Source organism: Rahnella bonaserana, from assembly GCF_019049675.1.
Lineage (GTDB): Bacteria > Pseudomonadota > Gammaproteobacteria > Enterobacterales > Enterobacteriaceae > Rahnella > Rahnella bonaserana.
This window is the reverse complement of sequence record NZ_JAFMOW010000068.1, coordinates 108,224-131,256: the sequence shown is the minus strand read 5'-3', so window position 1 is coordinate 131,256 and position 23,033 is coordinate 108,224. Positions and strand designations below refer to the sequence as shown.

Annotated in this window: 21 protein-coding genes; 8 read left to right on the top strand and 13 right to left on the bottom strand. The window is 53.8% G+C overall.

Features of this window, described 5'->3' with window-relative positions:
* Positions 1-42: 42 nt before the first annotated feature.
* Positions 43-276 carry a DeoR family transcriptional regulator gene (locus J1778_RS22295; protein WP_013574728.1) on the bottom strand — a complete coding sequence of 78 codons (234 nt, stop codon included), beginning with the start codon at positions 274-276 and terminating at the stop codon, positions 43-45.
* Between the two features lie 245 nt (positions 277-521).
* Between J1778_RS22295 and moeA the strand changes: the two genes are divergently transcribed.
* A complete protein-coding gene (gene moeA, locus J1778_RS22290) occupies positions 522-1,763 on the top strand; it encodes a molybdopterin molybdotransferase MoeA (protein ID WP_217175015.1) in 1,242 nt (413 codons plus the stop codon).
* Between the two features lie 2 nt (positions 1,764-1,765).
* The gene (gene moeB, locus J1778_RS22285; RefSeq protein WP_217175014.1) at positions 1,766-2,527 is read left to right on the top strand and encodes a molybdopterin-synthase adenylyltransferase MoeB; all 762 of its coding nucleotides are present in this window, start codon (positions 1,766-1,768) and stop codon (positions 2,525-2,527) included.
* A 195-nt stretch (positions 2,528-2,722) separates the two neighbouring features.
* Here the strand turns inward: moeB and J1778_RS22280 are convergent, their stop codons facing one another.
* A complete protein-coding gene (locus tag J1778_RS22280) occupies positions 2,723-4,318 on the bottom strand; it encodes an ABC-F family ATPase (protein WP_217175013.1) in 1,596 nt (531 codons plus the stop codon).
* Between the two features lie 187 nt (positions 4,319-4,505).
* Positions 4,506-5,393 (bottom strand): nucleoside-specific channel-forming protein Tsx, encoded by an 888-nt coding sequence (locus J1778_RS22275; RefSeq protein WP_037036097.1) that lies wholly within the window; start codon positions 5,391-5,393, stop codon positions 4,506-4,508.
* 350 nt (positions 5,394-5,743) lie between these two features.
* Here J1778_RS22275 and parS point away from each other — a divergent pair, with 350 nt between their 5' ends.
* A complete protein-coding gene (gene parS, locus J1778_RS22270) occupies positions 5,744-6,205 on the top strand; it encodes a type II RES/Xre toxin-antitoxin system antitoxin (RefSeq protein WP_217175012.1) in 462 nt (153 codons plus the stop codon).
* Positions 6,202-6,660, top strand: coding sequence for an RES family NAD+ phosphorylase (locus tag J1778_RS22265; RefSeq protein ID WP_217175011.1), 459 nt, complete (start codon positions 6,202-6,204; stop codon positions 6,658-6,660). Before parS ends, J1778_RS22265 begins: the two co-directional genes overlap by 4 nt.
* A gap of 37 nt (positions 6,661-6,697) precedes the next feature.
* Here J1778_RS22265 and J1778_RS22260 read toward each other — a convergent pair whose 3' ends face one another.
* Together J1778_RS22260 and J1778_RS22255 are read right to left on the bottom strand one after the other, a co-directional pair.
* Positions 6,698-7,150, bottom strand: a complete 453-nt coding sequence (locus tag J1778_RS22260; RefSeq protein ID WP_112291479.1) for a DMT family transporter — start codon at positions 7,148-7,150, stop codon at positions 6,698-6,700.
* Between the two features lie 3 nt (positions 7,151-7,153).
* Positions 7,154-7,588: a DMT family transporter gene (locus tag J1778_RS22255; protein ID WP_112291477.1), complete on the bottom strand. Its 435-nt coding sequence runs from the start codon at positions 7,586-7,588 to the stop codon at positions 7,154-7,156.
* A 101-nt stretch (positions 7,589-7,689) separates the two neighbouring features.
* Between J1778_RS22255 and J1778_RS22250 the strand changes: the two genes are divergently transcribed.
* A complete protein-coding gene (locus tag J1778_RS22250; protein ID WP_217175010.1) occupies positions 7,690-8,619 on the top strand; it encodes a LysR family transcriptional regulator in 930 nt (309 codons plus the stop codon).
* Between the two features lie 590 nt (positions 8,620-9,209).
* On the opposite strand, the gene J1778_RS22245 is transcribed toward J1778_RS22250, so the two are convergent.
* The 4 genes from J1778_RS22245 to betI all read right to left on the bottom strand — a co-directional run bounded on the left by J1778_RS22245 (position 9,210) and on the right by betI (position 13,557).
* The gene (locus tag J1778_RS22245) at positions 9,210-9,665 is read right to left on the bottom strand and encodes a GNAT family N-acetyltransferase (protein ID WP_217175009.1); all 456 of its coding nucleotides are present in this window, start codon (positions 9,663-9,665) and stop codon (positions 9,210-9,212) included.
* Positions 9,666-9,752: 87 nt separating this feature from the next.
* Complete coding sequence (gene betA, locus J1778_RS22240; protein WP_217175008.1) at positions 9,753-11,438, bottom strand: choline dehydrogenase; 1,686 nt, start codon at positions 11,436-11,438, stop codon at positions 9,753-9,755.
* 24 nt (positions 11,439-11,462) lie between these two features.
* On the bottom strand, positions 11,463-12,932 hold the full coding sequence (gene betB, locus J1778_RS22235) for a betaine-aldehyde dehydrogenase (RefSeq protein ID WP_217175007.1): 1,470 nt from the start codon (positions 12,930-12,932) through the stop codon (positions 11,463-11,465).
* 43 nt (positions 12,933-12,975) lie between these two features.
* Positions 12,976-13,557 (bottom strand): transcriptional regulator BetI, encoded by a 582-nt coding sequence (betI, locus tag J1778_RS22230; protein ID WP_112289407.1) that lies wholly within the window; start codon positions 13,555-13,557, stop codon positions 12,976-12,978.
* A gap of 235 nt (positions 13,558-13,792) precedes the next feature.
* On the opposite strand from betI, the gene J1778_RS22225 reads away from it, so the two are divergent.
* Positions 13,793-15,847: a choline transporter gene (locus J1778_RS22225; RefSeq protein ID WP_217175006.1), complete on the top strand. Its 2,055-nt coding sequence runs from the start codon at positions 13,793-13,795 to the stop codon at positions 15,845-15,847.
* 75 nt (positions 15,848-15,922) lie between these two features.
* On the opposite strand, the gene J1778_RS22220 is transcribed toward J1778_RS22225, so the two are convergent.
* A complete protein-coding gene (locus tag J1778_RS22220) occupies positions 15,923-16,798 on the bottom strand; it encodes an alpha/beta fold hydrolase (protein WP_217175005.1) in 876 nt (291 codons plus the stop codon).
* A gap of 168 nt (positions 16,799-16,966) precedes the next feature.
* Between J1778_RS22220 and leuC the strand changes: the two genes are divergently transcribed.
* Together leuC and leuD are read left to right on the top strand one after the other, a co-directional pair.
* A complete protein-coding gene (leuC, locus tag J1778_RS22215; protein WP_217175004.1) occupies positions 16,967-18,373 on the top strand; it encodes a 3-isopropylmalate dehydratase large subunit in 1,407 nt (468 codons plus the stop codon).
* A 9-nt stretch (positions 18,374-18,382) separates the two neighbouring features.
* Positions 18,383-18,991 (top strand): 3-isopropylmalate dehydratase small subunit, encoded by a 609-nt coding sequence (gene leuD / locus J1778_RS22210; protein WP_217175003.1) that lies wholly within the window; start codon positions 18,383-18,385, stop codon positions 18,989-18,991.
* A 35-nt stretch (positions 18,992-19,026) separates the two neighbouring features.
* On the opposite strand, the gene J1778_RS22205 is transcribed toward leuD, so the two are convergent.
* From J1778_RS22205 to eptB, 3 genes are all read right to left on the bottom strand, one after another.
* A complete protein-coding gene (locus tag J1778_RS22205) occupies positions 19,027-19,941 on the bottom strand; it encodes a LysR substrate-binding domain-containing protein (RefSeq protein ID WP_217175357.1) in 915 nt (304 codons plus the stop codon).
* A 5-nt stretch (positions 19,942-19,946) separates the two neighbouring features.
* Positions 19,947-21,056 carry an endonuclease/exonuclease/phosphatase family protein gene (locus J1778_RS22200; protein WP_217175002.1) on the bottom strand — a complete coding sequence of 370 codons (1,110 nt, stop codon included), beginning with the start codon at positions 21,054-21,056 and terminating at the stop codon, positions 19,947-19,949.
* 144 nt (positions 21,057-21,200) lie between these two features.
* Positions 21,201-22,877, bottom strand: coding sequence for a kdo(2)-lipid A phosphoethanolamine 7''-transferase (eptB, locus tag J1778_RS22195; protein WP_217175001.1), 1,677 nt, complete (start codon positions 22,875-22,877; stop codon positions 21,201-21,203).
* Between the last annotated feature and the right edge of the window lie 156 nt (positions 22,878-23,033).

Below are 23,033 nucleotides of genomic sequence, written 5' to 3'. Positions count from 1 at the left end.
GGAAGGCATAAAAGCCTTCCCTTTTCTTATTTAGCTGCGCCTTTAAAGCTGCGGGCAGCGCTGCAAACTGTTTAGCCAGGATGTTTCAGGCTGAGCGGCCAGACGACGCGCGCGTCCATGGCGGCGTAAAATCAATCCCTTGTCCTGCATTTCACTCAAATCACGTCGGATCGTTTCAAGACTCACATCCAGCGATTGTGCCAGTTCGCTAACCTGTAACACTTCATGTTGTTCTACCAACTGAAGGATGGCCTGATGGCGATTTTTTTTAAGCACCGGTTATTCCTGTGTATATGACAGATATGTGACACAAATCACAAATAACGGTAAGTATGATACCCGCGTTACATTCGTAATTTTGGGATCGATCTCAATTTTTCAGAAATCCCCACGAAGTTTTTACGCCTTCAGCGGTTTTTGGTTCGTCCCGATTCTCTGTCATACTATGCTCATGCCCCATTTTCCCGTCCGTCGCCGGTGAGTAAGCCCGCGTCGCCGGGCTGAATCATTAAGGAATTTTGATGGAATTCAACACTGCAGGTTTGATCTCACTTCAGGAAGCGCTGGATAAAATGCGCGCTTACGTTCCCCAAAAAACAGTGCAGGATGCCGAATCTCTGCCACTGGCGACCGCAGCAGGCCGTATTACCGCCGCACCGGTACTTTCCCCGATTTTTGTCCCGCCTTTTGATAACTCCGCGATGGACGGTTATGCCCTGCGCCTTGACGATCTGCACGAGGGGGCCGTCCTCCCGGTGGCGGGAAAAGCCTTCGCCGGTGCGCCTTTTCATGGCGAATGGCCTGCCGGAACCTGTATCCGCATCATGACCGGTGCGCCGGTTCCCGCCGGTGCCGACGCAGTAATCATGCAGGAACAGGCTGAAGTTTCAGATGCAGGAGTACGTTTCACGGCAACAGCGCAAAAAGGCCAGAATATCCGCCTGACCGGAGATGACATTAAGCAAGGCGACAGCGTTTTGCCTGCAGGCGTGCGTCTGGGTGCGGCAGAATTACCGCTGCTGGCGTCCCTTGGCGTAACGCACGTGCAGGTCTGGAAGCCGCTGAAAGTCGCCGTGTTCTCCACCGGTGACGAGCTGCAACCTGTCGGTACGCCTTTGCAGGAAGGCCAGATTTATGACACCAACCGTTTTGCCGTACGTCTGATGCTTGAGCAACTCGGCTGTACGGTGCTGGATTTGGGGATTATCCGCGACGATCCGCAGGCATTACGTAAAGCGTTTGAAGAAGCCAATGAATTTGCCGATCTGGTGATTTCCAGCGGCGGTGTTTCCGTCGGTGAAGCCGATTACACCAAACAGATGCTGGATGAACTGGGCGAAATTGGTTTCTGGAAACTTGCCATGAAACCAGGCAAACCGTTTGCATTCGGAAAACTGAAAGACAGCTGGTTCTGCGGGCTGCCGGGTAATCCGGTGTCGGCTGCACTGACGTTTTATCAGCTGGTTCAGCCCTTCATCGCTCAGCTTTCCGGTCACAGCGCCTGGCAGTTCCCGCCACGTCTGAAGGCGAAGGCCGTTACGCCATTGAAAAAATCGCCCGGTCGCCTCGATTTCCAGCGCGGTATTTTCAGCACCAATGCAGAAGGTCAGCTGGAAGTGCGCACTACCGGTCATCAGGGCTCGCACGTCTTCAGCTCATTCAGCCTGGCAAACTGTTTTATCGTGCTTGAGCGTGAACGCGACAATGTCACGGCGGGCGAAATCGTCGAAATCGAGCCTTTTAACGCGCTGCTGCGGAGCTGAATATGGCGACTCTGCCGGAACTGACGGACGCTGAAACCCTGCGCTATAACCGCCAGATAGTGCTGAAAGGGTTTGATTTTGATGCGCAGGAACAGCTGAAAGCCAGTCATGCGCTGATTGTCGGGCTGGGGGGTTTAGGCTGCGCCGCCGCGCAATATCTGGCGGCAGCAGGCACCGGCACCTTAACGTTGCTGGATTTCGATACGGTATCGCTCTCAAACCTGCAACGTCAGACGCTGCACACTGACGCGCGGATCGGGATGCCGAAAGTCGAATCCGCCGCCATAGCCCTGGCGGCAATCAATCCGCACATCCGCTTAAATCAGATCAATGCTCAGGCGGATGACGATTTGTTGCGTGGGCTGATCGCTGCCTGCGACGTGGTGGTGGATTGCACCGACAATGTCACGACGCGTAATCAGCTGAACAGTGAATGTTTCGCGCAAAAAAAACCGCTGGTTTCCGGCGCCGCTATCCGCATGGAAGGTCAGCTCAGCGTATTTACCTACCAGCCGCAGGAGCCCTGCTACCGCTGCCTGAGCCGCCTGTTCGGTGAAAATGCGCTGACCTGCGTGGAAGCTGGCGTCATGGCCCCGCTGGTCGGCACCATCGGCAGTTTGCAGGCGATGGAAACCATCAAACTGCTGACAAAATTTGGCGAAACTCCGCGCGGAAAACTGCTGATGTTCGACGCCATGACGTTGCAGTTTCGCGAAATGAAACTGATGAAAGATCCGCATTGTGAAGTGTGTGGTGATTGTTGAATCAGTAAATTCTCAGACACAAAAAAACCGCCTTTATCGGCGGTTTTCTATTTTTTGCGACACGCAAAACAATTCGCAAAATCATTCGCGTTTTATCAAGGCGGCAACTGCACGAATCCCCGGGAGCTTACATCGGTAAGTGACCGGGTTGAGTAAAGGCAGCCAACGCCGAGACAACGCGAAGGATGAAGCGAATCAGGTGTTGATGCCCTGGCTACGCAGGTAATCTTCGTAGTTACCGGAGAAATCAATCACACGGGTCGGGGTCATTTCCAGAATACGCGTTGCCAGCGAGCTGACGAATTCACGGTCGTGGGAAACGAAGATCAGCGTACCTTCGTACATTTCCAGCGCCATGTTCAGCGATTCGATGGATTCCATATCAAGGTGGTTGGTTGGTTCATCCATAATCAGGATGTTTGGACGCTGCATCATCAGTTTCCCGAATAACATGCGCCCTTTCTCACCACCGGAAAGCACTTTCACTTTCTTCTTGATATCGTCCTGACCAAACAGCAGACGGCCTAACACACCGCGTACAGCCTGCTCGTCGTCTTTCTCGGATTTCCACTGACTCATCCAGTCGAATACGTTCAGGGTATCGTCGAATTCGTATTCGTGATCCTGTGCGTAGTAACCGATTTTGGCGTTTTCGGACCATTTCACAGAACCGCTTTCCGGCTCATGCTCACCGACCAGCGTTTTCAGCAGGGTCGATTTACCGATACCGTTGGCACCCAGAATCGCGACTTTCTCGCCGACTTCCAGCATCAGGCCAAGATTTTTAAACAGCGGACCGTTGTCGAAACCTTTGGTAATTTTTTCCACTTCCAGCGCATTACGGAACAGTTTCTTGTCCTGCTCGAAGCGCATGTAAGGGTTCTGACGGCTGGATGCTTTAATTTCATCGAGCTGAATTTTATCAATCTGACGGGCACGGGACGTCGCCTGTTTAGATTTGGATGCGTTGGCGCTGAAGCGGCTGACGAAGGATTGCAGTTCAGCAATCTGCGCTTTCTTCTTGGCGTTATTGGCGCTGAGAAGTTCACGAGCCTGCGTGGCCGCCGTCATGTATTCGTCGTAGTTGCCCGGATAAACACGCAGTTCGCCGTAGTCCAGATCCGCCATGTGCGTACACACCATGTTCAGGAAGTGACGGTCATGCGAAATGATGATCATGGTGCTGTTACGTTCGTTCAGCACCTGCTCCAGCCAGCGAATAGTATCGATGTCCAGGTTGTTCGTCGGTTCGTCGAGCAGCAGAATTTCCGGATCGGAGAACAGTGCCTGCGCCAGAAGCACACGCAGTTTAAAGCCCGGCGCGATTTCGCTCATCGGGCCATAATGTTGCTCAACAGGAATGCCTACGCCCAGCAGCAGTTCGCCGGCACGGGATTCTGCGCTGTAGCCATCCATTTCACCGTAAGCCACTTCCAGATCAGCCACTTTGTAGCCGTCTTCTTCGCTCATTTCCGCCATGGCGTAAATGCGGTCGCGCTCTTCCTTCACTTCCCACAATTCGGTGTGGCCCATGATCACGGTGTCCAGCACGCTGAACTGTTCAAAGGCGAACTGATCCTGGCGTAATTTACCGAGACGTTCGTTCGGATCAAGAACGACGTTACCGCCGGAAGGCACTAAATCGCCACCGAGGATCTTCATGAAAGTGGACTTGCCACAACCGTTCGCGCCAATCAGGCCATAACGGTTACCGCCGCCAAATTTCACGTTAATGTTTTCAAATAACGGCTTGCTGCCGAATTGCATGGTGATGTTGTAAGTACTTAGCACAACGCTCGCTCTTAATTGGGAAATGTGATTTGGCGCGCATTATGCCACAACAGCGCCCTGGGATCGCCTCCCCTTGTGTACATTTTTCGCGCAATAGCGAAAAAAGATCTCTGCACACTCAATCATGCGGGGGAAATAAAAACAAAAAACCCGGCCTAAGCCGGGTTTTGCTGGTCAGATTCGGGGATCAGAAGTTGTAGCCGATCACGCCGTAGTAACCCCAGCCGGTGGACTTCACATCGAAGTTACCGTTACCGAAGTTCAGCTCTGCGCCGTCAGCCCACTGGCCGCCGTTGTGGAAGTAACGCGCCACGAACGAGTAATGCCAGTGAGTGTAGTTCAGGGACAGAATATGGCTGGACGCGATAGAGTTGTTAGAACGCGCTTTGTTGCCGTTCAGGTCACGGAAATCGTCATCACCCAGTGAGGAGCCCCAGTCGAAGTTGGTGAACCCGATATAGCTCAGGTTACCGCCCCACAGCTGCGTCAGCGGAACAAAGTATTTCACTTTGAAACGGTAACCGTCCCAGCTGTTTTCGTTGGCAGCGCTGTAGTTTTCCCACTGGTATTTTGCATACACGTTCAGAGACAGGCTCATCGGCAGACCGGTGTCGATATCGGTGCCCAGACCCATGTACCAGGTGTTCTGACGGTTATCGCTGTCCGGACCCATATCGTAGATATAGTTGTTAGCGAAGTACCATTCTTTGAACGGACCAAAGCTCAGATCAGTGCCGGTCAGCTTATCGATTGAGAAACGCGGTTCGATTTCCATAAACAGCGGAGAACCGTTTTTATCCCAGATACCGGTGTCGTTACCGTTACCGGCGCCGAAGGTTTTAGGGATATCGATATAGCCGTAGAAATCAAACCAGTCTTTGTGCGCAAACGCTTCATATTCAAGGTAAACATCGTTACGCAATGTCGGCCCGAAACGGGTATCTGCGCTGCCTACAACGTTAACACTCTGGTGCCACCAGTCAGAAACAAATTCGCCCTTGCTATCATCAGCGAGCACGGTCGCGCTGTAGGACAAAGCCATCAAAGCGCCTGCTGCAATAATTTTATTTTTCATATTTATACCAGAAGCGGGGGTGGGACAACGCCTTGCCACTTTCCGACGTTGCATAAAACAAACCCTAAAACTGTGATCCGCAACCGATTGCTGCACATAGTGCATAAAACCTGCAATTTCCAGTTACTTCCTACAAGAGTCGACTTTTCTTAGCTAATAAATAGATTTGGTCAAGGTTTGTCAATTTCTGTTTCATTCTGATACATCCCTAATGTGATATTGATCACACATATGTTTCACCTCGATTTCATTCACGTGATCAGACGCAAGAAAAAATATCGTTCACAAAATGAACATTCGTTATTTGTCATGCTATAGTAATGACAAATAACGGTAAGGAGGGACGCAATATGAATTCTAAAATTTCCGGGCTGTCTTCCAGCCTTTTGCAAGAACCTGCAACACCGCTTTGGCAGTCTGCGGGACTTCCCGCAAGCAGCGGAATAAGTTTGATTAATGCCATACAAAAGGGATTTCCGGTTGATAGTATCAGCCGTCTTAATACTGAGCTGGGATGGCCGAAAATGGTGTTACTGGAAATAATGGGGATTAACGAACGCAATTATGCGCGTCGTAAAGCCGGGAACGGATTGCTGAAAAGTGAAGAGAGCGAACGTGTCGCGCGGCTGGTACGCATCGTAGATGCCGCCACCGATTTGTTTGAAGGGGATCGTGTCTCTGCGCTCGAGTGGTTCACCCGCCCTGCTCCGGCGCTGGATGGCTCACGTCCGCTGGAACTGCTGTCCTCTGAAGCGGGCGCGGTGGAAGTCAGCCGTCTGATCGGTCGTCTTGAGCACGGTGTTTTCAGTTGAAGCTGTTTCGTATCGTTCAGACACGCCATCTGGCAACAGCCTGGTCGGGTGCCGGTGCGCAGCTTTATGGCGGGCGCTGGAATCCGCCGGGCAGACCGGTAGTTTATGTCACCACCAGTATTTCGCTGGCGATCCTGGAAATCCTGGTGCATTTGCAAAACAGCATGCTGATGCGGTCGTATACCTTACTGAGTATTGAAGTGCCGGAAGACCTGCTGGATACGCTGGAAGTTTCCGAGCTGGCATCTGACTGGCGGAGTGCATCGCCGCCGGACAGCACACAACGTCAGGGTGACGAGTGGCTCGCGGAGGGTGATTATGTCGGGCTGAAAGTACCGTCGGTCATCGTGCCGTCGGAATACAACGTATTGCTGAATCCGCTGCATCCGGCTTTTGTCGATTTACTGAGTTCAGTACAACGCGAGCCGATGATATTTGACCCGCGCCTGCAATAGCCACTATTACAGAGACGGGTCTTTTTACTTTCAGAGATTATTCCGCTTTTCGGTTACTGCGATATATCAGCGCCAGCGCAATGATCAGGCAGGGAATAGCCGCCAGCCGGTGCCATGACAACGCAATTTGCGGATTATCCAGCCAGCCGAAATTATCGATCAACATCCCCATACTCAGCTGTCCGAGGATGACTGCAACAGTTGCCGCTGCGGTACCGACACGCGGGACGGCAGTCACCATCACAATGATATAAGGCACACCAAATAACGCACCCGCAAGTTGCCATTTCGGTACCGTCAGTAAGGTTTCCGGCTGCGGCGTTTGCAGGAATAGCACCAGCACGGCCGTAATTGCTGCGCCGACGCTGAAGGTCAGAAAGGCGCTTTTCAGCACACCGACCTTTTCCCCTAACTGTCCGTTGACTGCCGCCTGCATGCTCAGCGCAGCACCTGCGACAATCGCGAGAATAATCATAATCATTTCAGTCATGTTTCAGCCCCAGGCAATCAGAATTAGTGCGGCAACGATAAACAGCAGAGCCAGCAGGCGTTCACCGCCGACTTTCTTATGCGGCGTACCAAACCAGCCGTAATGGTCGATCAGCACACTTTTTGCAACCTGCCCTGACAAAATCGCAATCATGGTCATGCCGATCCCAATGACCGGCGTCGCCAACGTCAGCACCACGACATAGACCGGGCCAAGCACGCCACCCAGCAGTTTCCAGCCCGGTTGCTCTGTGAACGACGGCGCATTACGCGGGCTGAAAAACAGCACCAGCAAACCGGTCAGTACCGCACCGACACCGAAAATACTCAGTGTTGCCCACAGATGCCCGACTTCTGTTCCCAGCGGACCAATCAGACCCGCCTCCAGTGACAGCCCCATCCCCGCCAGAATGACCAACGGAATTAACATCAGATTCATTTTTACCCTGCTTTTTGTTTTTGAGAGGCGGCGACTATAACGTGACAGAACTATGCGAAAAACCGCACAATGAGGAAAATACCTTTGCAGGAATTGCACAGATGAAAGGTTTTAATCAGATCAACATTCAGGCTTTGCGGCTGTATGTCGCTGTACTGGATCAGGGAAATTTCTCTGAAGTGGCGCGCCGTGAGGCGATGTCGCCGTCAACCGTCTCGCGGGTGATTTCTCAACTGGAACAGGCGTTGCAGACACAACTGTTGTACAGAAATACGCGTGCCGTCAGCCCGACAGAATCGGGCAAACTGCTGGCAGACCATGCCCGTCAGGTATTGGCTCAGTTAGAACTCGCTGCGCTGGATTTGCAGGAACAGGACAGCGAACCCGGCGGGCTGATCCGCATCAACGCCCCGGTAGTATTTGGCCAGCGACACCTTGCGCCGTGGCTGCATGAACTGAACGCGCGATACCCGCGCCTGAATATTGAGCTGATGCAAACCGACGATTTCATAGACCCCCTACAGGACAGCGTAGATTTGCTGATCCGCATCGGCGTGATGACAGATTCCACCTTACAGGCGCGTACGCTCGGTTATCAGAATTTCCGTCTGGCTGCCAGCCCGGCGTATCTGGCCCGGGAAGGAACGCCGAAAACGCCGGAAGATTTAGCCAGTCACAGTTGTCTGGTTTTCAAAGGTTTTGCCGGTTCGCAACGCTGGTACTTTCGCCAGCCTGAACAGGAATGGCGCTCGCTGAGCCTGCGGGGATCACTGACCAGCAATAATGCAGAAACCCTGACGCAGGCTGGGATCGACGGCATGGGGCTGGTGGTGTTTCCTGCCTGGCTGATAGGCGATGCATTGCGAGACGGTCGCCTGGTCCGCGTGCTTGAAGATTATCAGGTATCGACATCGCCGGAGCCGCAGACCATATCCGCGTTGTACCCGAACAGCCGTCGTCCTTCGATAAAAGTTCGGGCGGTGATTGATTTTCTGGTGGAGAAGTACGGAAGCCCGGCGTACTGGGAGTGAGGCAGTTGCACTGAGGGCTCTTTCGATTAGTCCGAGACAATTTCGGTTTTTCAAGTGCTGCGAGCACTTAACTCGCCGCGCCGAAACCGACCAGAGGGGAAAGGCTTTTCCCCTCTGAACTCCCCTCGCTTTTTTCAACACGCGCTCCGCTCGCTGGCTATGTTTCAGGTATCACAGCGACAGGCTGGAAATCTTGCCGCTGCGCGGTTCCCTCTCTCGGTCCTGAAGCCATTGGTCTTCAGGCCGCTCCGTTCGGCAGGATTTCTGAATCGCCCGCACGATCTTAAATTCAACATCAAACTGATGTTTATCTTTTAGAAAAGTGGATTGGCGTGCTCAAAAATGGCACCGAATGAACGGTTCGAGACCTATGGCTCGAAACCTGAAATTCGGGAATCGCGCAGCGATGACATTTTGCGCCACTCACCAATACACCGGAACATGTCCATCGTCCCAGCGGCAGCGCGCAGTAAAAGAGCCGGAGATTCTTAAGAGACGCGGCGACAGGCGCCTCTTAAGGCCGGTGTGGGTGGCAACCCACGGTGTTGACGTTGACGTTGACGTTGACGTTAAAGCTAAAGGCTAACCCTTTACCTCAACTCCATCCCCACATGCGCAATCCCATCTTCATCATAAATCTCCGTATACGCCACAAACCCCAGCCGGCCATAGAACCCCTGCAAATGCGCCTGCGCGGAAATCGCGACGCGCGCGCCCGGCCAGTGTTTCTGGCAGGCTGCCAGTGCCTGTTCCATCAGCTGATATCCCAGTTTCAGGCCACGTGCGGAAGGGGCAACAATCACCCGTCCGATTGCCACCTCATCGTCGAAACGCAGAATACGCGCGTAGGCGGCTATTTTACCGTCCAGCCAGGCGACGATATGACGGTTTTCACCGGCCAGATCCTGCCCGTCGATGTCCTGATAAACGCAGGTTTGCTCTACCACAAACACTTCGCTGCGCAGTGCAAGAATGGCGTAAAGCTGTGCCGTGTTCAGTTCGCTATGATGGTAATCCTGCCAGTGAAGTGATGATGATCCGGTCATGAATAAGTGCCCTGCCTTTTCTGAACGCAAAAAAAAGAGATATTCCTGAGAATATCTCTTTTTAACACAGGTTTTACAGCCAATTTATCAGGCAGATTTCTTCAACGGTGTCGTGCGAACCGGCGCATCGCCCGCGGTGTAATACTCTGCGGTACTGCGCGGTAACGGCTGACGCCCGCGGATTTTATCGGCAATCTTTTCCGCGATCATAATCGTCGTCGCATTCAGGTTGCCGGTAATGATCTGCGGCATGATGGAGGCATCCACCACGCGCAGGCCTTCTACCCCGTGAACACGCCCTTCTCCGTCAACCACCGCCATCTCATCGGTACCCATCTTGCAGGAGCACGAAGGATGGAACGCTGTTTCGGCGTGCTCGCGGATAAACGCATCCAGTTCTTCGTCAGTCTGTACGTTTTCACCCGGACTGATTTCACGACCACGGTAAGGATCCAGCGCTGGCTGGTTCATGATTTCACGCGTGATGCGGATAGCATCGCGGAACTCGTGCCAGTCCTGCTCGGTTGCCATGTAATTAAACAGGATGCTCGGATGCTGGCGCGGATCTTTCGATTTCACCTGCACGCGGCCCCGGCTTGGCGAACGCATTGAACCCACGTGCGCCTGAAAACCATGCTCTTTCACCGCGTTGCTGCCGTTGTAGTTAATCGCCACCGGCAGGAAGTGATACTGAATATTCGGCCAGGCAAACTCTTCGCGGCTGCGGATAAATCCGCCCGCTTCGAACTGATTGCTGGCACCTACGCCGGTACCTTTAAATAACCATTCCGCGCCAATCGCAGGCTGATTGTGCATCTGCAAGGCCGGGTATAAAGACACCGGCTGGGTGCAGCTGTATTGCAGGTACATCTCCAGATGATCCTGCAGATTCTCGCCGACGCCCGGCAAATCATGCACCAGCGGAATCTCCAGACGGTTCAGCAGCTCCGCTGCGCCGACACCCGAACGTTGCAGAATTTGCGGTGACGCAATCGCGCCGCTGCATAACAGCACTTCGCGTTTTGCTTTCGCCGTTTTAGCGTTGTAGTCGTCACCGTGGAAATAGCTGACGCCCGTGGCACGCTTGCCTTCAAACAGAATTCTGTCGGTCAGCGCGTGCGTCACGATGGTCAGATTGGCACGCGGTTTGGCCTGATCCAGATACCCGCGCGCTGTACTTGCACGACGGCCTTTCGGTGTCACGGTTCTGTCCATCGGACCAAAACCTTCCTGCTGATAACCGTTCAGATCGTCAGTTCGCGGATACCCAGCCTGCACACCGGCTTCAATCATCGCGTGGAACAGCGGGTTATTGCCTTTTTTCGGCGTCGCCACACTGACCGGTCCGTCGCCACCGTGAAAATCATTCGGACCGATATCGCGGGTTTCGGCTTTGCGGAAATACGGCAGGCAGTCCAGATAACTCCAGTCTTCCAGACCCGGCGCTTTCGCCCAGTTATCAAAATCCATCGCATTACCGCGGATGTAACACATACCGTTAATCAGCGATGAACCGCCCAGGCCTTTACCGCGCCCGCATTCCATACGGCGGTTATTCATATGCGGTTCAGGATCCGTTTCATATGCCCAGTTGTAACGACGGCCCTGTAACGGGAATGCCAGTGCCGCAGGCATTTGTGTGCGGAAATCCAGACGATAATCCGGGCCGCCCGCTTCCAGCAACAGCACACTGACGTTGCTGTCTTCGGTCAGACGGGTGGCGAGAACGTTGCCGGCAGAACCGGCACCGATAATGATGTAATCGTAATCCATTAAAATCTCCTCTGTTGCGGCGGATTAAAAGACTGAGCTGAATTCGCCCAGTTCGACCTGCACGGATTTGATTTGGGTGTAATGCTCAAGCGTAGTGACGCCGTTTTCGCGGCCAACGCCAGAGTGCTTATAGCCGCCGACAGGCATTTCTGCCGCCGATTCGCCCCAGGTATTGACCCAGCAAATCCCGGCTTCGAGTTTGTGAATAACACGATGCGCACGGTTGAGATCCTGCGTCACCAGTCCGGCGGCCAGACCGTATTCGGTATCGTTGGCGCGGCGGATCACTTCCTCTTCACTTTCATAGGTCAGAATGCTCATTACCGGTCCGAAGATTTCCTCGCGGACAATCAGCATGTCATCGCGGCAGTCGGTAAACACGGTCGGTGCCACATAAGCGCCTTTCGCGTATTCACCGGAAGTCACACGTTCGCCACCGGTCAGTAACGTCGCGCCTTCACGCTTGCCGCTTTCGATATAACGCAGTACGGATTCCATATGCGCGAAACTGACCAGCGGACCGAAGTTGACGTTTTCGTCAGTCGGGTCGCCCAGCCGGATACGCTTCACACGTTCCAGCACTTTGGCTTCAAAGGCTTTATGCAGCGCTTTCGGAATAAATACGCGGGTGCCGTTGGTACACACCTGACCTGAACTGTAGAAGTTCGCCATCATCGCAATGTCAGCCGCCTTATCGAGATCCGCGTCTTCAAAGATGATCAGCGGCGATTTACCGCCCAGTTCCATGGTCACTTCTTTCAGGGTGGAGGCCGACGCGCTGGCCATCACTTTCTTGCCGGTTTTGATGCCGCCGGTGAACGAGACTTTAGCGATATCAGGATGATCGGTTAACGCCTGGCCGACGCTGGCCGCACCGGTAACCACGCTGAACACGCCATCCGGCACGCCCGCTTCGGTGTAGATTTCAGCCAGTTTCAGTGCGGTCAGCGACGTGTTTTCGCTCGGTTTGAATACCATCGCATTCCCGGCCGCCAGCGCAGGAGCAGATTTCCACAGCGCAATCTGAATCGGGTAGTTCCATGCGCCGATACCTGCGACCACGCCCAGCGGTTCGCGGCGGGTATAAACGAAGGAAGAATCGCGCAGCGGAATTTGCTGGCCTTCAATGGCAGGGATCAGCCCGGCGTAATATTCCAGCACGTCTGCGCCGGTGACGATATCCACCGCCAGCGTTTCGGACAGCGGTTTGCCGGTATCGGCAGTTTCAATCGCCGCAAGTTCATCGTTGCGATCACGCAGAATATCCACGGCGCGGCGCAAGATACGTGCGCGGCTCATGGCCGTCATCGCCGCCCAGACTTTCTGCCCTTTCTGCGCAGATTTCACCGCCAGATCGACATCGGTGTGCGTGGCGGATTGCAGCGTGGCAATCACTTCGCCATTGGCCGGGTTCACTGCATCGAAGGTTTCATCACCGGTACTGTCCTGAAAACGTCCGTTGATATAAAGTTTTTGCGTGCCGTAGCGGGACATAAATCTCTCCTCGGTCTGTGCGGTCTGAAGGTTTTCTGCTGGCTTACGTGAGCTGCGATTCAATGTGGCGGCGGGTGATTTGCATCGCCTCGGCGCGGTTAAATTCTTTACCGCTAAGTGCGCCGCGCAGCCACAGGCCATCAATCAGTGCGGCGGTGCTTTGTGCCGCCAGACGTGCCTCACTTTTAGGCAGAAAACGTCTGAATTCAGAACATAAATTTGAATAGAGCCGGCGGCTGTTGACCTGTTGCAGACGGTACAACTGCGGGTGATGCATGCTGCTCGCCCAGAAGGCCAGCCAGGTTTTCATCGCCGCGCTGTTGGTCTGACTGTCGTCAAAATTGGCTTCTGCAATCGCATGCAGTCGCGCCGTCGGTGCGGTATCCGTCAGCTGCGCTAAGCGTAACTGCACCCCTTCCCCCAAATGACTGAGCAAATAACGCATGGTCGCTTCCAGCAGCCCATTCTTGTCACGGAAGTAGTGACTGATGATGCCGTTGGAGACGCCTGCACGGCGTGCGATCTGCGAAATCGACGCATCGTGCATCCCGACTTCGTTGACCGCCGCCAGGGTTGCCTCAATCAATTGCTGCCGTCTGATGGGCTGCATTCCTACTTTGGGCATGGTTCCGGCTCCTGAAAATGAGCGGGTTGAAACGCGCTTAAAAAACCGTTTTTTACGCTTTCGTACAACCTTGTTAACGCTCTTACGCCACCTATTTAACTTTTTTTTGATTGAACGTTCAATTAAAAATGCATATATTTTATTACCAATACGTTAGTAATTTGTATGAATTTTGGAGTTGGTAAGAAGCCAATTTATTGAAAAACAGTGATTAATTAGCAAGACAGGGGAAACGATGGCGATTGCCGATACGACAGATAAACAGAGCGAAAAACCTCGCGACCAGCTGAATAAGGTGGTGTTCTTTACCTCCGCAGGTTTGATTTTAGCCTTCACGTTAATGACCATTTTCTTCACCGATTTATCGGGAAAATGGATCAGCCTGACCCTCAACTGGGTGTCCGCCACTTTTGGCTGGTATTACATGCTGGCGGCGACGCTGTACATCGTGTTTGTAGTGTTCATAGCCTGCTCGCGCTTCGGTTCGATCAAACTGGGCCCTGAACAATCCAAACCCGAATTCAGCATGATGAGCTGGGCGGCCATGTTGTTTGCCGCCGGGATAGGTATCGACCTGATGTTCTTCTCGGTCGCCGAACCGGTGACGCAATACATGCTGCCGCCGGAAGGTAACGGCCAGACGCTGGAAGCGGCGAGGCAGGCAATGACCTGGACGCTGTTCCACTACGGCCTGACCGGATGGGCGATGTATGCGCTGATGGGCATCGCGCTGGGTTATTTCAGCTACCGCTATAACCTGCCGCTGACCATCCGTTCGGCGCTGTATCCGATTTTCGGCAAACGTATTAACGGCCCGATCGGTCACAGCGTGGATATTGCTGCCGTCGTCGGCACCATTTTCGGTATCGCGACAACGCTCGGTATTGGCGTGGTGCAGCTTAATTACGGGCTGAAAGTGCTGTTCCATATTCCGGAAAACCTGACTGTTCAGGCCGCCCTGATCTTGCTTTCGGTGATCATGGCGACGGTATCGGTCACGTCCGGCGTGAATAAAGGCATCCGTATTCTGTCCGAACTCAACGTGCTGCTGGCGCTGGGGCTGATTCTGTTCCTGCTGTTCTTTGGCAATACCGAATTCCTGCTCAATGCGCTGGTGCTCAACATCGGCGATTACATCAACCGCTTTATGGGCATGACGCTCAATACCTTTGCGTTCGATCGTCCGACAGAATGGATGAACAGCTGGACGCTGTTTTTCTGGGCATGGTGGGTGGCGTGGTCGCCGTTTGTCGGCCTGTTCCTGGCGCGTATCTCACGCGGGCGCACCATCCGTCAGTTCGTGCTCGGCACGCTGATCATTCCGTTTGTCTTCACGCTGTTGTGGCTGTCGATTTTCGGTAACAGTGCGCTGTACCAGATCCTGCACGGCAATCTGGATTTCGCCAACGAAGTGATTTCGCACCCTGAGCGCGGCGTTTACAGCCTGCTGGCGCAGTATCCCGGCTTTACGCTGAGTGCTTCAGTCGCCACCATTACCGGCCTGCTGTTTTATGTCACCTCGGCGGATTCCGGTTCACTGGTGCTGGGAAACTTCACCTCAAAACTGGCGGACATTAATAACGATGCGCCGAACTGGCTGCGGATCTTCTGGTCAGTCACCATCGGCGTGCTGACGCTGGGGATGCTGATGACCGACGGCGTTTCCGCGCTGCAAAATACCACGGTGATTATGGGGCTGCCGTTCAGCTTTGTGATTTTCTTCATCATGGCCGGACTGTATAAATCGCTGCGGCTGGAAGATTACCGCCGCGCCAGCACCCAGCAGAATCTGGCTCCGATGCCTTCAACCGGCGACGCGGCGCTTAACTGGAAACAGCGTCTGTCACGGGTGATGAATTATCCGGGCACGCGCCATACGCAGAAAATGATGGATACCGTCTGCCGACCGGCGATGCAGGAAGTGGCGCAGGAACTCGAACTGCGCGGGGCAAAAGTGACGTTCAACGAACATGAGCCACAGGAAGACGAAAAAATCGGGCCGCTGGAATTGCAGGTGGCGCTGGGCGAAGAGCAGAACTTTGTGTATCAGATCTGGCCGGTGCGCTATGCCGTTCCTGCTTTCACCTATCGCGCTCGTGCCGGTAAATCACATTATTACCGTCTGGAAACTTTCCTGCTCGAAGGGACGCAGGGTAATGACCTGATGGACTTCACCAAACATCAGGTGATCAATGACATTCTGGATCAGTACGAACGTCATCTGAACTTCCTGCACATCAACCGCGAAGCGCCGGGGAATACCCTGACCTTCCCGGAACAGCCGGCCTGATCACGTAAACCTGATAACAACGACCTCACAAAAAACCCGCGTAATGCGGGTTTTTTTATGTCCGGAAACGTGCGCCTAACGTAAAAACGGCAGGACTTTTTCCAGCAGCAGTTCCGGCTGTTCTTCGGCGATGTAATGTCCGCAAGGCAACGCCTCGCCCTGCACGTTTTCTGCCACCTTTTCCCACTCCGCCAGCGGCGCAAAACATTTTCCTACCGTGCCCTGCTCTCCCCAGAGGACCAAAAGCGGGCACTTCACTTTGCGACCTGCATTCAGATCCACTTCGTCGTGTTGCAGGTCGATACCCGCCGAGGCGCGGTAGTCCTCGCAAATCCCGCGTGCCGTGCCATCCAGTTGCAGACAACGCAGATAATCTGCGTAAGCTTCTTTGGTGAAAGGTTGCATACCGGCGCTGCGGCTGCCCATCACACTGCGCAGATAGAGATCGGGGTCGGCCTTAATTAACGCTTCCGGCAGCGGTGCCGGGCGGATCAGGAAAAACCAGTGCCAGTAAGCGCGGGCGAAGGTTTCAGTCGTCTGGCGATACATAGAAAGGGTCGGGGCGATATCCATCAGCACCAGCCGCTTCACGGCCTGCGGATGGTCCAGCGCCAGCCGGTGCGCCACACGGGCACCGCGATCGTGAGCGACTACGCTGAACTGATTAAAGCCCAGTACCGCCATCAGCTCAAACTGGTCCTTTGCCATTTCGCGCTTGCTGTAGTTCAGATGCTCCGCGTCCGGCTCCGGTTTGCCGCTGTCGCCGTAACCGCGTAAATCGGCAAGTACCACGGTGAACTGAGAAGTCAGATAAGGCGCGACTTTATGCCAGATCGCCTGAGTCTGCGGGTGTCCGTGCAGCAATAACAGCGGTTCGCCCTGACCGGCAATGCGGCAGGCAATTTCGGTGCCGTTAACGGCCATCCGCCTTTGGGTAAAATGTTCAAACATGGGTATCTCCTTTTTTACCCATCTTAGTCGCTGATGAACCGGCAACAAGGCCGCAAGTGGAGATTGCCGCTTCACGGATCGTGTTTTAACGCTCCACACTCAGCCCGTTGCCCGACACGTGTGAGTTTGCGACGCTGACGTTATCCACTTCGTTATCAGGGCAATGCAATGAAGCCAAGAACGCTATACGAAAAACATATCGACAGTCACACCGTGCGCACGCTCGACGATAAAGGCCACGTGTTGTTGTACATCGACCGGCAGGTGATTAACGAATACACCAGCCCGCAGGCCTTCAGCGGATTGCGTGACGCAGGCCGTCGCGTATGGCGTCCGGAAACGTCGCTGGCGGTGGTCGATCACGTCAACCCGACGGCACCCTTGCGTACGCGCCAGATGCCGGACGCCGGTGGCGCGCGTCAGGTTTCCTATCTGGCAGAAAATTGCCAGGAATTTGGCATTGAGCTGTTCGATATTCTCGACAGCCGTCAGGGGATTGAGCACGTTGTCGCCCCCGAACAGGGCTTTATTTTGCCGGGTATGGTGATTGCCGCCGGAGACAGCCACACCACCACATACGGCGCATTAGGCGCGTTCGGATTTGGTATCGGCACCTCGGAAATCGAACACCTTCTGGCGACCCAGACGCTGGTTTATAAACGCCTGAAAACCCTGCGGGTCACCATTAACGGTACGCTCGCCAGAGGTATAACCGCCAAAGACGTGGTCATGGCGCTGGTGGCAAAAATCGGTGCGGCGGGAGCCACCGGCTACGCCATTGAATTTTGCGGTGAAGGCATCGACGCGCTGAGTGTGGAAGGCCGCATGACGATGTGTAATATGGCGGTTGAAGCCGGTGCGCGTGGTGCGTTTATGGCACCTGACGACAAAGTTTTTGATTACCTGAAAGACAAACCGCGTGCGCCGAAAGGCCAGCAATGGACGGCGGCGGTGAATGCCTGGCGTAAGTTACACAGCGATGCGGACGCCGTTTTCGACCGAGAAGTTGAACTGAGCGCCGCAGAAATCGCGCCGATGGTCAGCTGGGGAACCAGCCCGGATCAGGCGCTGGCGATCAGCGGTCAGGTACCGGATCCGCTGGCAGAATCCGATGCCTCGCGCCGCAAGGATTTACAGCGTGCATTGCAATACATGGGACTGCAGGCCGGTCAGCCGCTGAAAAGCATCAGCATCAGTCATGCCTTTATCGGGTCCTGCACCAACGCGCGCATTGAAGATTTACGTGCCGCCGCCGAAGTGGTTCGCGGAAAAACCGTCGCACCTGCCGTTCGCGCGATGATAGTGCCCGGCTCAAGTCAGGTTCGCGCGCAGGCCGAGCAGGAAGGTCTGGCGGAGATCTTCACCCGCGCCGGTTTTGAATGGCGTCAGTCGGGCTGCTCGATGTGTCTGGCGATGAACGACGATGTGCTCTCGCCGGGCGACCGCTGTGCCTCCAGCACCAATCGTAATTTCGAAGGGCGTCAGGGCGCGGGAGCACGTACCCATCTGATGAGCCCGGCGATGGTGGCTGCCGCGGCGATTTCCGGTCATCTGACCGATATCCGGGAACTGTAAGGAGAAAAAATGCAGGCTTTTAACGTATTAACCGGCGTGACTGCGCCGTTACCCGCCGCGAATGTCGATACCGATGTGATCATGCCGAAGCAATTTTTAAAAGGCATCGACCGCAACGGGTTAGACCGCGGGGTATTTTTCGATTTGCGCTTTCTGGCAGACGGTTCACCGGACCCGGCGTTTATCCTCAATCAGCCTGGATGGCAAAACGCCAAATTTCTGCTGGTCGGGCCGAACTTTGGCTGCGGCTCCAGTCGCGAACATGCGGTGTGGGGATTAAAACAGCTGGGGATCCGTGCGCTGATCGGCACGACGTTTGCGGGGATATTCTTCGACAACTGCCAGCGTAACGGCGTACTGACGGTACAGCTCAGTCCTGAACAATGGCAACAGGTCGCGCAGGAAGTGACGCTTGCGGGCAGCAACGAAATCACCGTCGATTTGCCACAGCAAAAGATTGTTTTGCATAGCGGCAAAGTGACTGATTTTGCGATTGATGAACTGAGCAAGCTGTCTTTGCTTAACGGATTAGATGCTGTCGGTAATACGCTGCGGTACAGCGACGACATTCATCAGTTTCAGCAGTCACATCTGCAAAAAAATCCCTGGCTGGCCTGAGTCACAGATTTCATAAGCGCCGTGTAAAAACGGCGCTATGTGAGTAACTGACTGAACCGCTGCTGAAGGAATTCGACGCACACCCGTAATTTGGCGGAATCCGCAAGGCGCGTCGGATAAACCGCCCACACGCTGGCGGGCTGCGAACAGGCTGGCAATATCTGAACCAGTTCACCGCTTTTAAGATACGGCTGCACGTCCCATTGCGACCGCAAAATAATACCGTGATTTTTCAGCGCCCACTGTAAAACCACTTCACCGCTGTTAGAGGAAAGTGCACCTCTTACCCGCACGCGGTGCTCCTGGCCGTCAGCGGTGAGCGGCCAGATGCCAAACAGATTATCGCGCTCTTTGAGCACCAGACACTGATGCTGCGTCAGTTCATCCGGGGTTTGCGGAATACCCTGCGCCGCAAGATACGCCGGTGAGGCACACAAAATACGCTGATGCTGCACCAGCCTCTTGCCGATGTGTTGTTCGGGAATATCGTCACCGACCAGAATTTCGAGATCCACGCCTTCCGCCACCAGATCCACTACCCGGTCGAACAAATCCAGCCGCAGATTCAGCAGCGGATACTGTTCCGCCAGCTCTGCCACCGCCGGTGCAACGTGACAGCGCCCGAGACCGAACGAACTGCAAATGTGCACATTGCCACGCGGTTCAGTACGGGAGTCCGACAGGTCACCGATAAACTGATCGAAGTTATCCAGAATTTGCAGCGCCCAGTGCCGGGCTTTTTCACCCTCGTCCGTTAAGCGCACACCGCGTGTGGAACGGTGCAGCAAACGGGCATTCAGCGACTCTTCGAGGATCTGGATCCGCTTGCTGACATAGGCCGGAGACTGACCGAGTTCTGTGGCCGCGGCAGCAAAACTTTGTTTATTCACCACCGCCAGAAAAACCCGTAAATCTTCCGCCAGCGGCAAACGGTCGCGTTCACTTGTCATCATGATTACCCGCAGACAGGCATGTTGAGTTTTTCCGCCCTGTGCACGTCAGTGCTTTTCACCCCGGCGCTGGCGAGTTTTTCTTCCGCCTCTTCGAGGTCTTCCTCATCAATTTCCAGTGATTCCTGATCCTGGCCCTCACAGGGGGTCAGCGCCAGTTCCACCAGGATCGGGAAATGGTCTGATCCCATAAAACCAAGACGCTGAAGACTGACCAGAGTGAAATCTTTGCTATGGAAAACGTGATCCAGCGGCCAGCGCAGGAACGGATAACTGGCGTGAAAAGTATTGAACATACCCCGGCCACGGCGCGGATCGAGCAGGCCGCTGACTTTCATAAACAGGCGCGTGGTGCGCGACCATGCCACGTCATTCAGATCGCCGGTGACAATCGTCGGATAGGTCGCTTTCGCCGCTGTATGACCGACAGCAACCAGTTCGCCATCGCGGTCAGTGGATTCGTCGGCTTCCGTCGGACTTGGCGGCATCGGATGCAGGCAGTGCAATATCACCTGTTCGCCGGAAGGGAGTTCGGCGCGAAAATGCATCGATGGAATGTCGTCTGCCACCAGGAATTGAATTTTTGCCGAATGCATCGGCAGACGGGAATAGACGTGCATTCCGTAGAGATTATCCAGAGGGCAACGCAGGCTGTGCGGGTAATCCGCATCCAGCACTGCCATCTGATCTTCCCACCACTGATCCGTTTCCAGCAACACCAGAATATCCGGCTGATGCTCGCGGATTTGTGCGATCAGCGGACCGGCCTTACGGTTGGTGGTCAGTACGTTGCTGTTCATGATTTTGATACGTGAATGACTGCCGGAGGCGGTTTTCTTCACCTGCACCCGATAAAAAGGGGTGTAAGGCAAAATCCACCAGCTCTGATAGGCCATACAAGCCACAGTTAAGATAATGATTGTGGTGGATATACCGTCGCTTAACGGCATGATCATCAGCTCAGTCAGCAAAAATAGCAGACATAACGTCGCCATCTGTAAACGTGGAAAATCCCAGACCCGTACCCACCAGCGCTGATTGCGGGAAAAAGGCAGCAGCGTCAGCAAGGTCATGATGACCGTCAGGACACAAAGGGTAATTCGAAAAGCATGCATCGGTTATCGACCCTGATAAAAAATAGCAGAAGAGAAAACTCTCAATACCTTGTTAAGCGATTGTGACTTAAAAAACGGAGGGCGACCAGAAGGATGTCACCGCCCTTTCCATTGATCAGAAAAAGGCGGCATTTTTAGCGGTAATTATTTTGCAGTGGCGGCCTGATCAGGCACGTGGCACCAGTTGTGCTGCTCGACAATCCCGCCATTTGGCGAGGTGTAGCCGATACAGCCCAGAATGGTGTCGTACAGTTTTTCATGGAAAGCGGGTTTCTTTTCAGCAGCCATTTTCTGCAACTGTTCGAATCCTGCTTTGTTCTGATCGTTTGACAGGAATTTGTCTGACGCCCAGACCATGATCGGCACGGTACGTTGCTCAATCGGCGCGTGATCGCGTGGTGTGCCGTGGAAATGCATACTTTTGGAAATCGACTCACCGTGATCGGAGGCATAAAACACAATCGCATTCTTGTCGCGCAGCTGATCAAACACCTGCGACAGGAAATAGTCGGTATACAGCAGCGAGTTGTCGTAAGCGTTGATCATCTCTTCGGTAGAACAGGAATCATCAATGCCCATGCATTCCGGCTTATATTTGGCGAAAGAACGCGGATAACGGTCGGAATAAAGATAATGCGAGCCTTTGGTGTGCAGAATAATCAGGTGCTTACCCTGCGGATGGTTGTTCATCGAATCTTTCATTTCGTCGATGAGCAGCATGTCATCCACCGGTTTACCGGCATTACGCTTCTCAGAAGCAATGTTTTCACGCAGTGAATAATCGTCAGCGCGGGTTTTATTGTAGAACCACGCTTCGCTTTGCATGGAATACAGCTCAGAGCTCCAGCCGTTGCTTTTCAGAACGGAGAACACATTGGCTTCTTTCAGGGTGCGCTGCGGCTCTTCAGAGGCCCCGCCCTCACGGACGAACATGCAGCGCAGGGAAAGTTTGGTGGCGGTATCGCAGGAATATCCCTGCAACGCGACCAGATTTTTCTCTTTGTCGAGATTCGGCGTGTTGTCACGGTCGTAGCCGTACAGACCCATATGGTCACGACGCGCACTTTCACCAATCACAAACACCACATACAAATCTTTGGCATCAGCCGGTGCGGTGTAAGTGAAATGTTTGGCCGGATCGAACAGATTTTTGTTGTCTTCTGCCTTGCTGTAGCTGCTGTAAGTGTATAAACCCAGCGCGGAAAGCCAGTTGGACGGTGAATACGTACCGGCAACCACGCCGCCATAACTCGCCATCATGCGGTTATTGACGATGTCGTGACGATCCTGCACTTTGCCCATCAGACGCAGTGGCATATAACAAATCAGCCCGGAAACCGCGAGCAGCACGGTTCTTACCGCCAGCTTTTTGAAGGTGGTTTGTCTGAGCGCCGCACCCGGCATTTTGCTCAGCCACAGCAGCAGAACGGGGATCAGGCTGACCAGTACCGTCCAGGCGATGAAGTGCGTTCCGACGGATTCTTTTGATAAATCAATGGAGTCCGATGCCAGCGCCGCCGCCAAAATACCGTAACCGATATCGACGTTGAACAGGATCATGTAATAGCTTGCGGCAGCGGAGGAAATAACAATGGCCGTCATCAGCACACGGAAAACGGTTTTTCCGGTATAAGACAGCAGCATACAAAGGAAGTAGACCAGCGCGAAACAGGCGATCGCTTCAACAGCAATGGACAAAGCATTGTCATAATGGAGCTGTTCGAAACGACGGAAGAAGATCGGAAGGTTCAGTAAAATCCCAAGATAAAGTGCAATGAACAAAGAAATGCTCTGTTGCGAAAGTGATCGTAATTTATGCATTAGAAATAAATGGCTCTTTTGTGAGTCTGTTTACGTCGTAAAGACCGCTCGTACCGGAGAATGGAACATGCTCCTTAGGACACTTCAGACCCCGGAACGCCTATAATCGTTCAAAGTGATTCATGACTTCCAATGTGATAATGTTACAAAATTAAC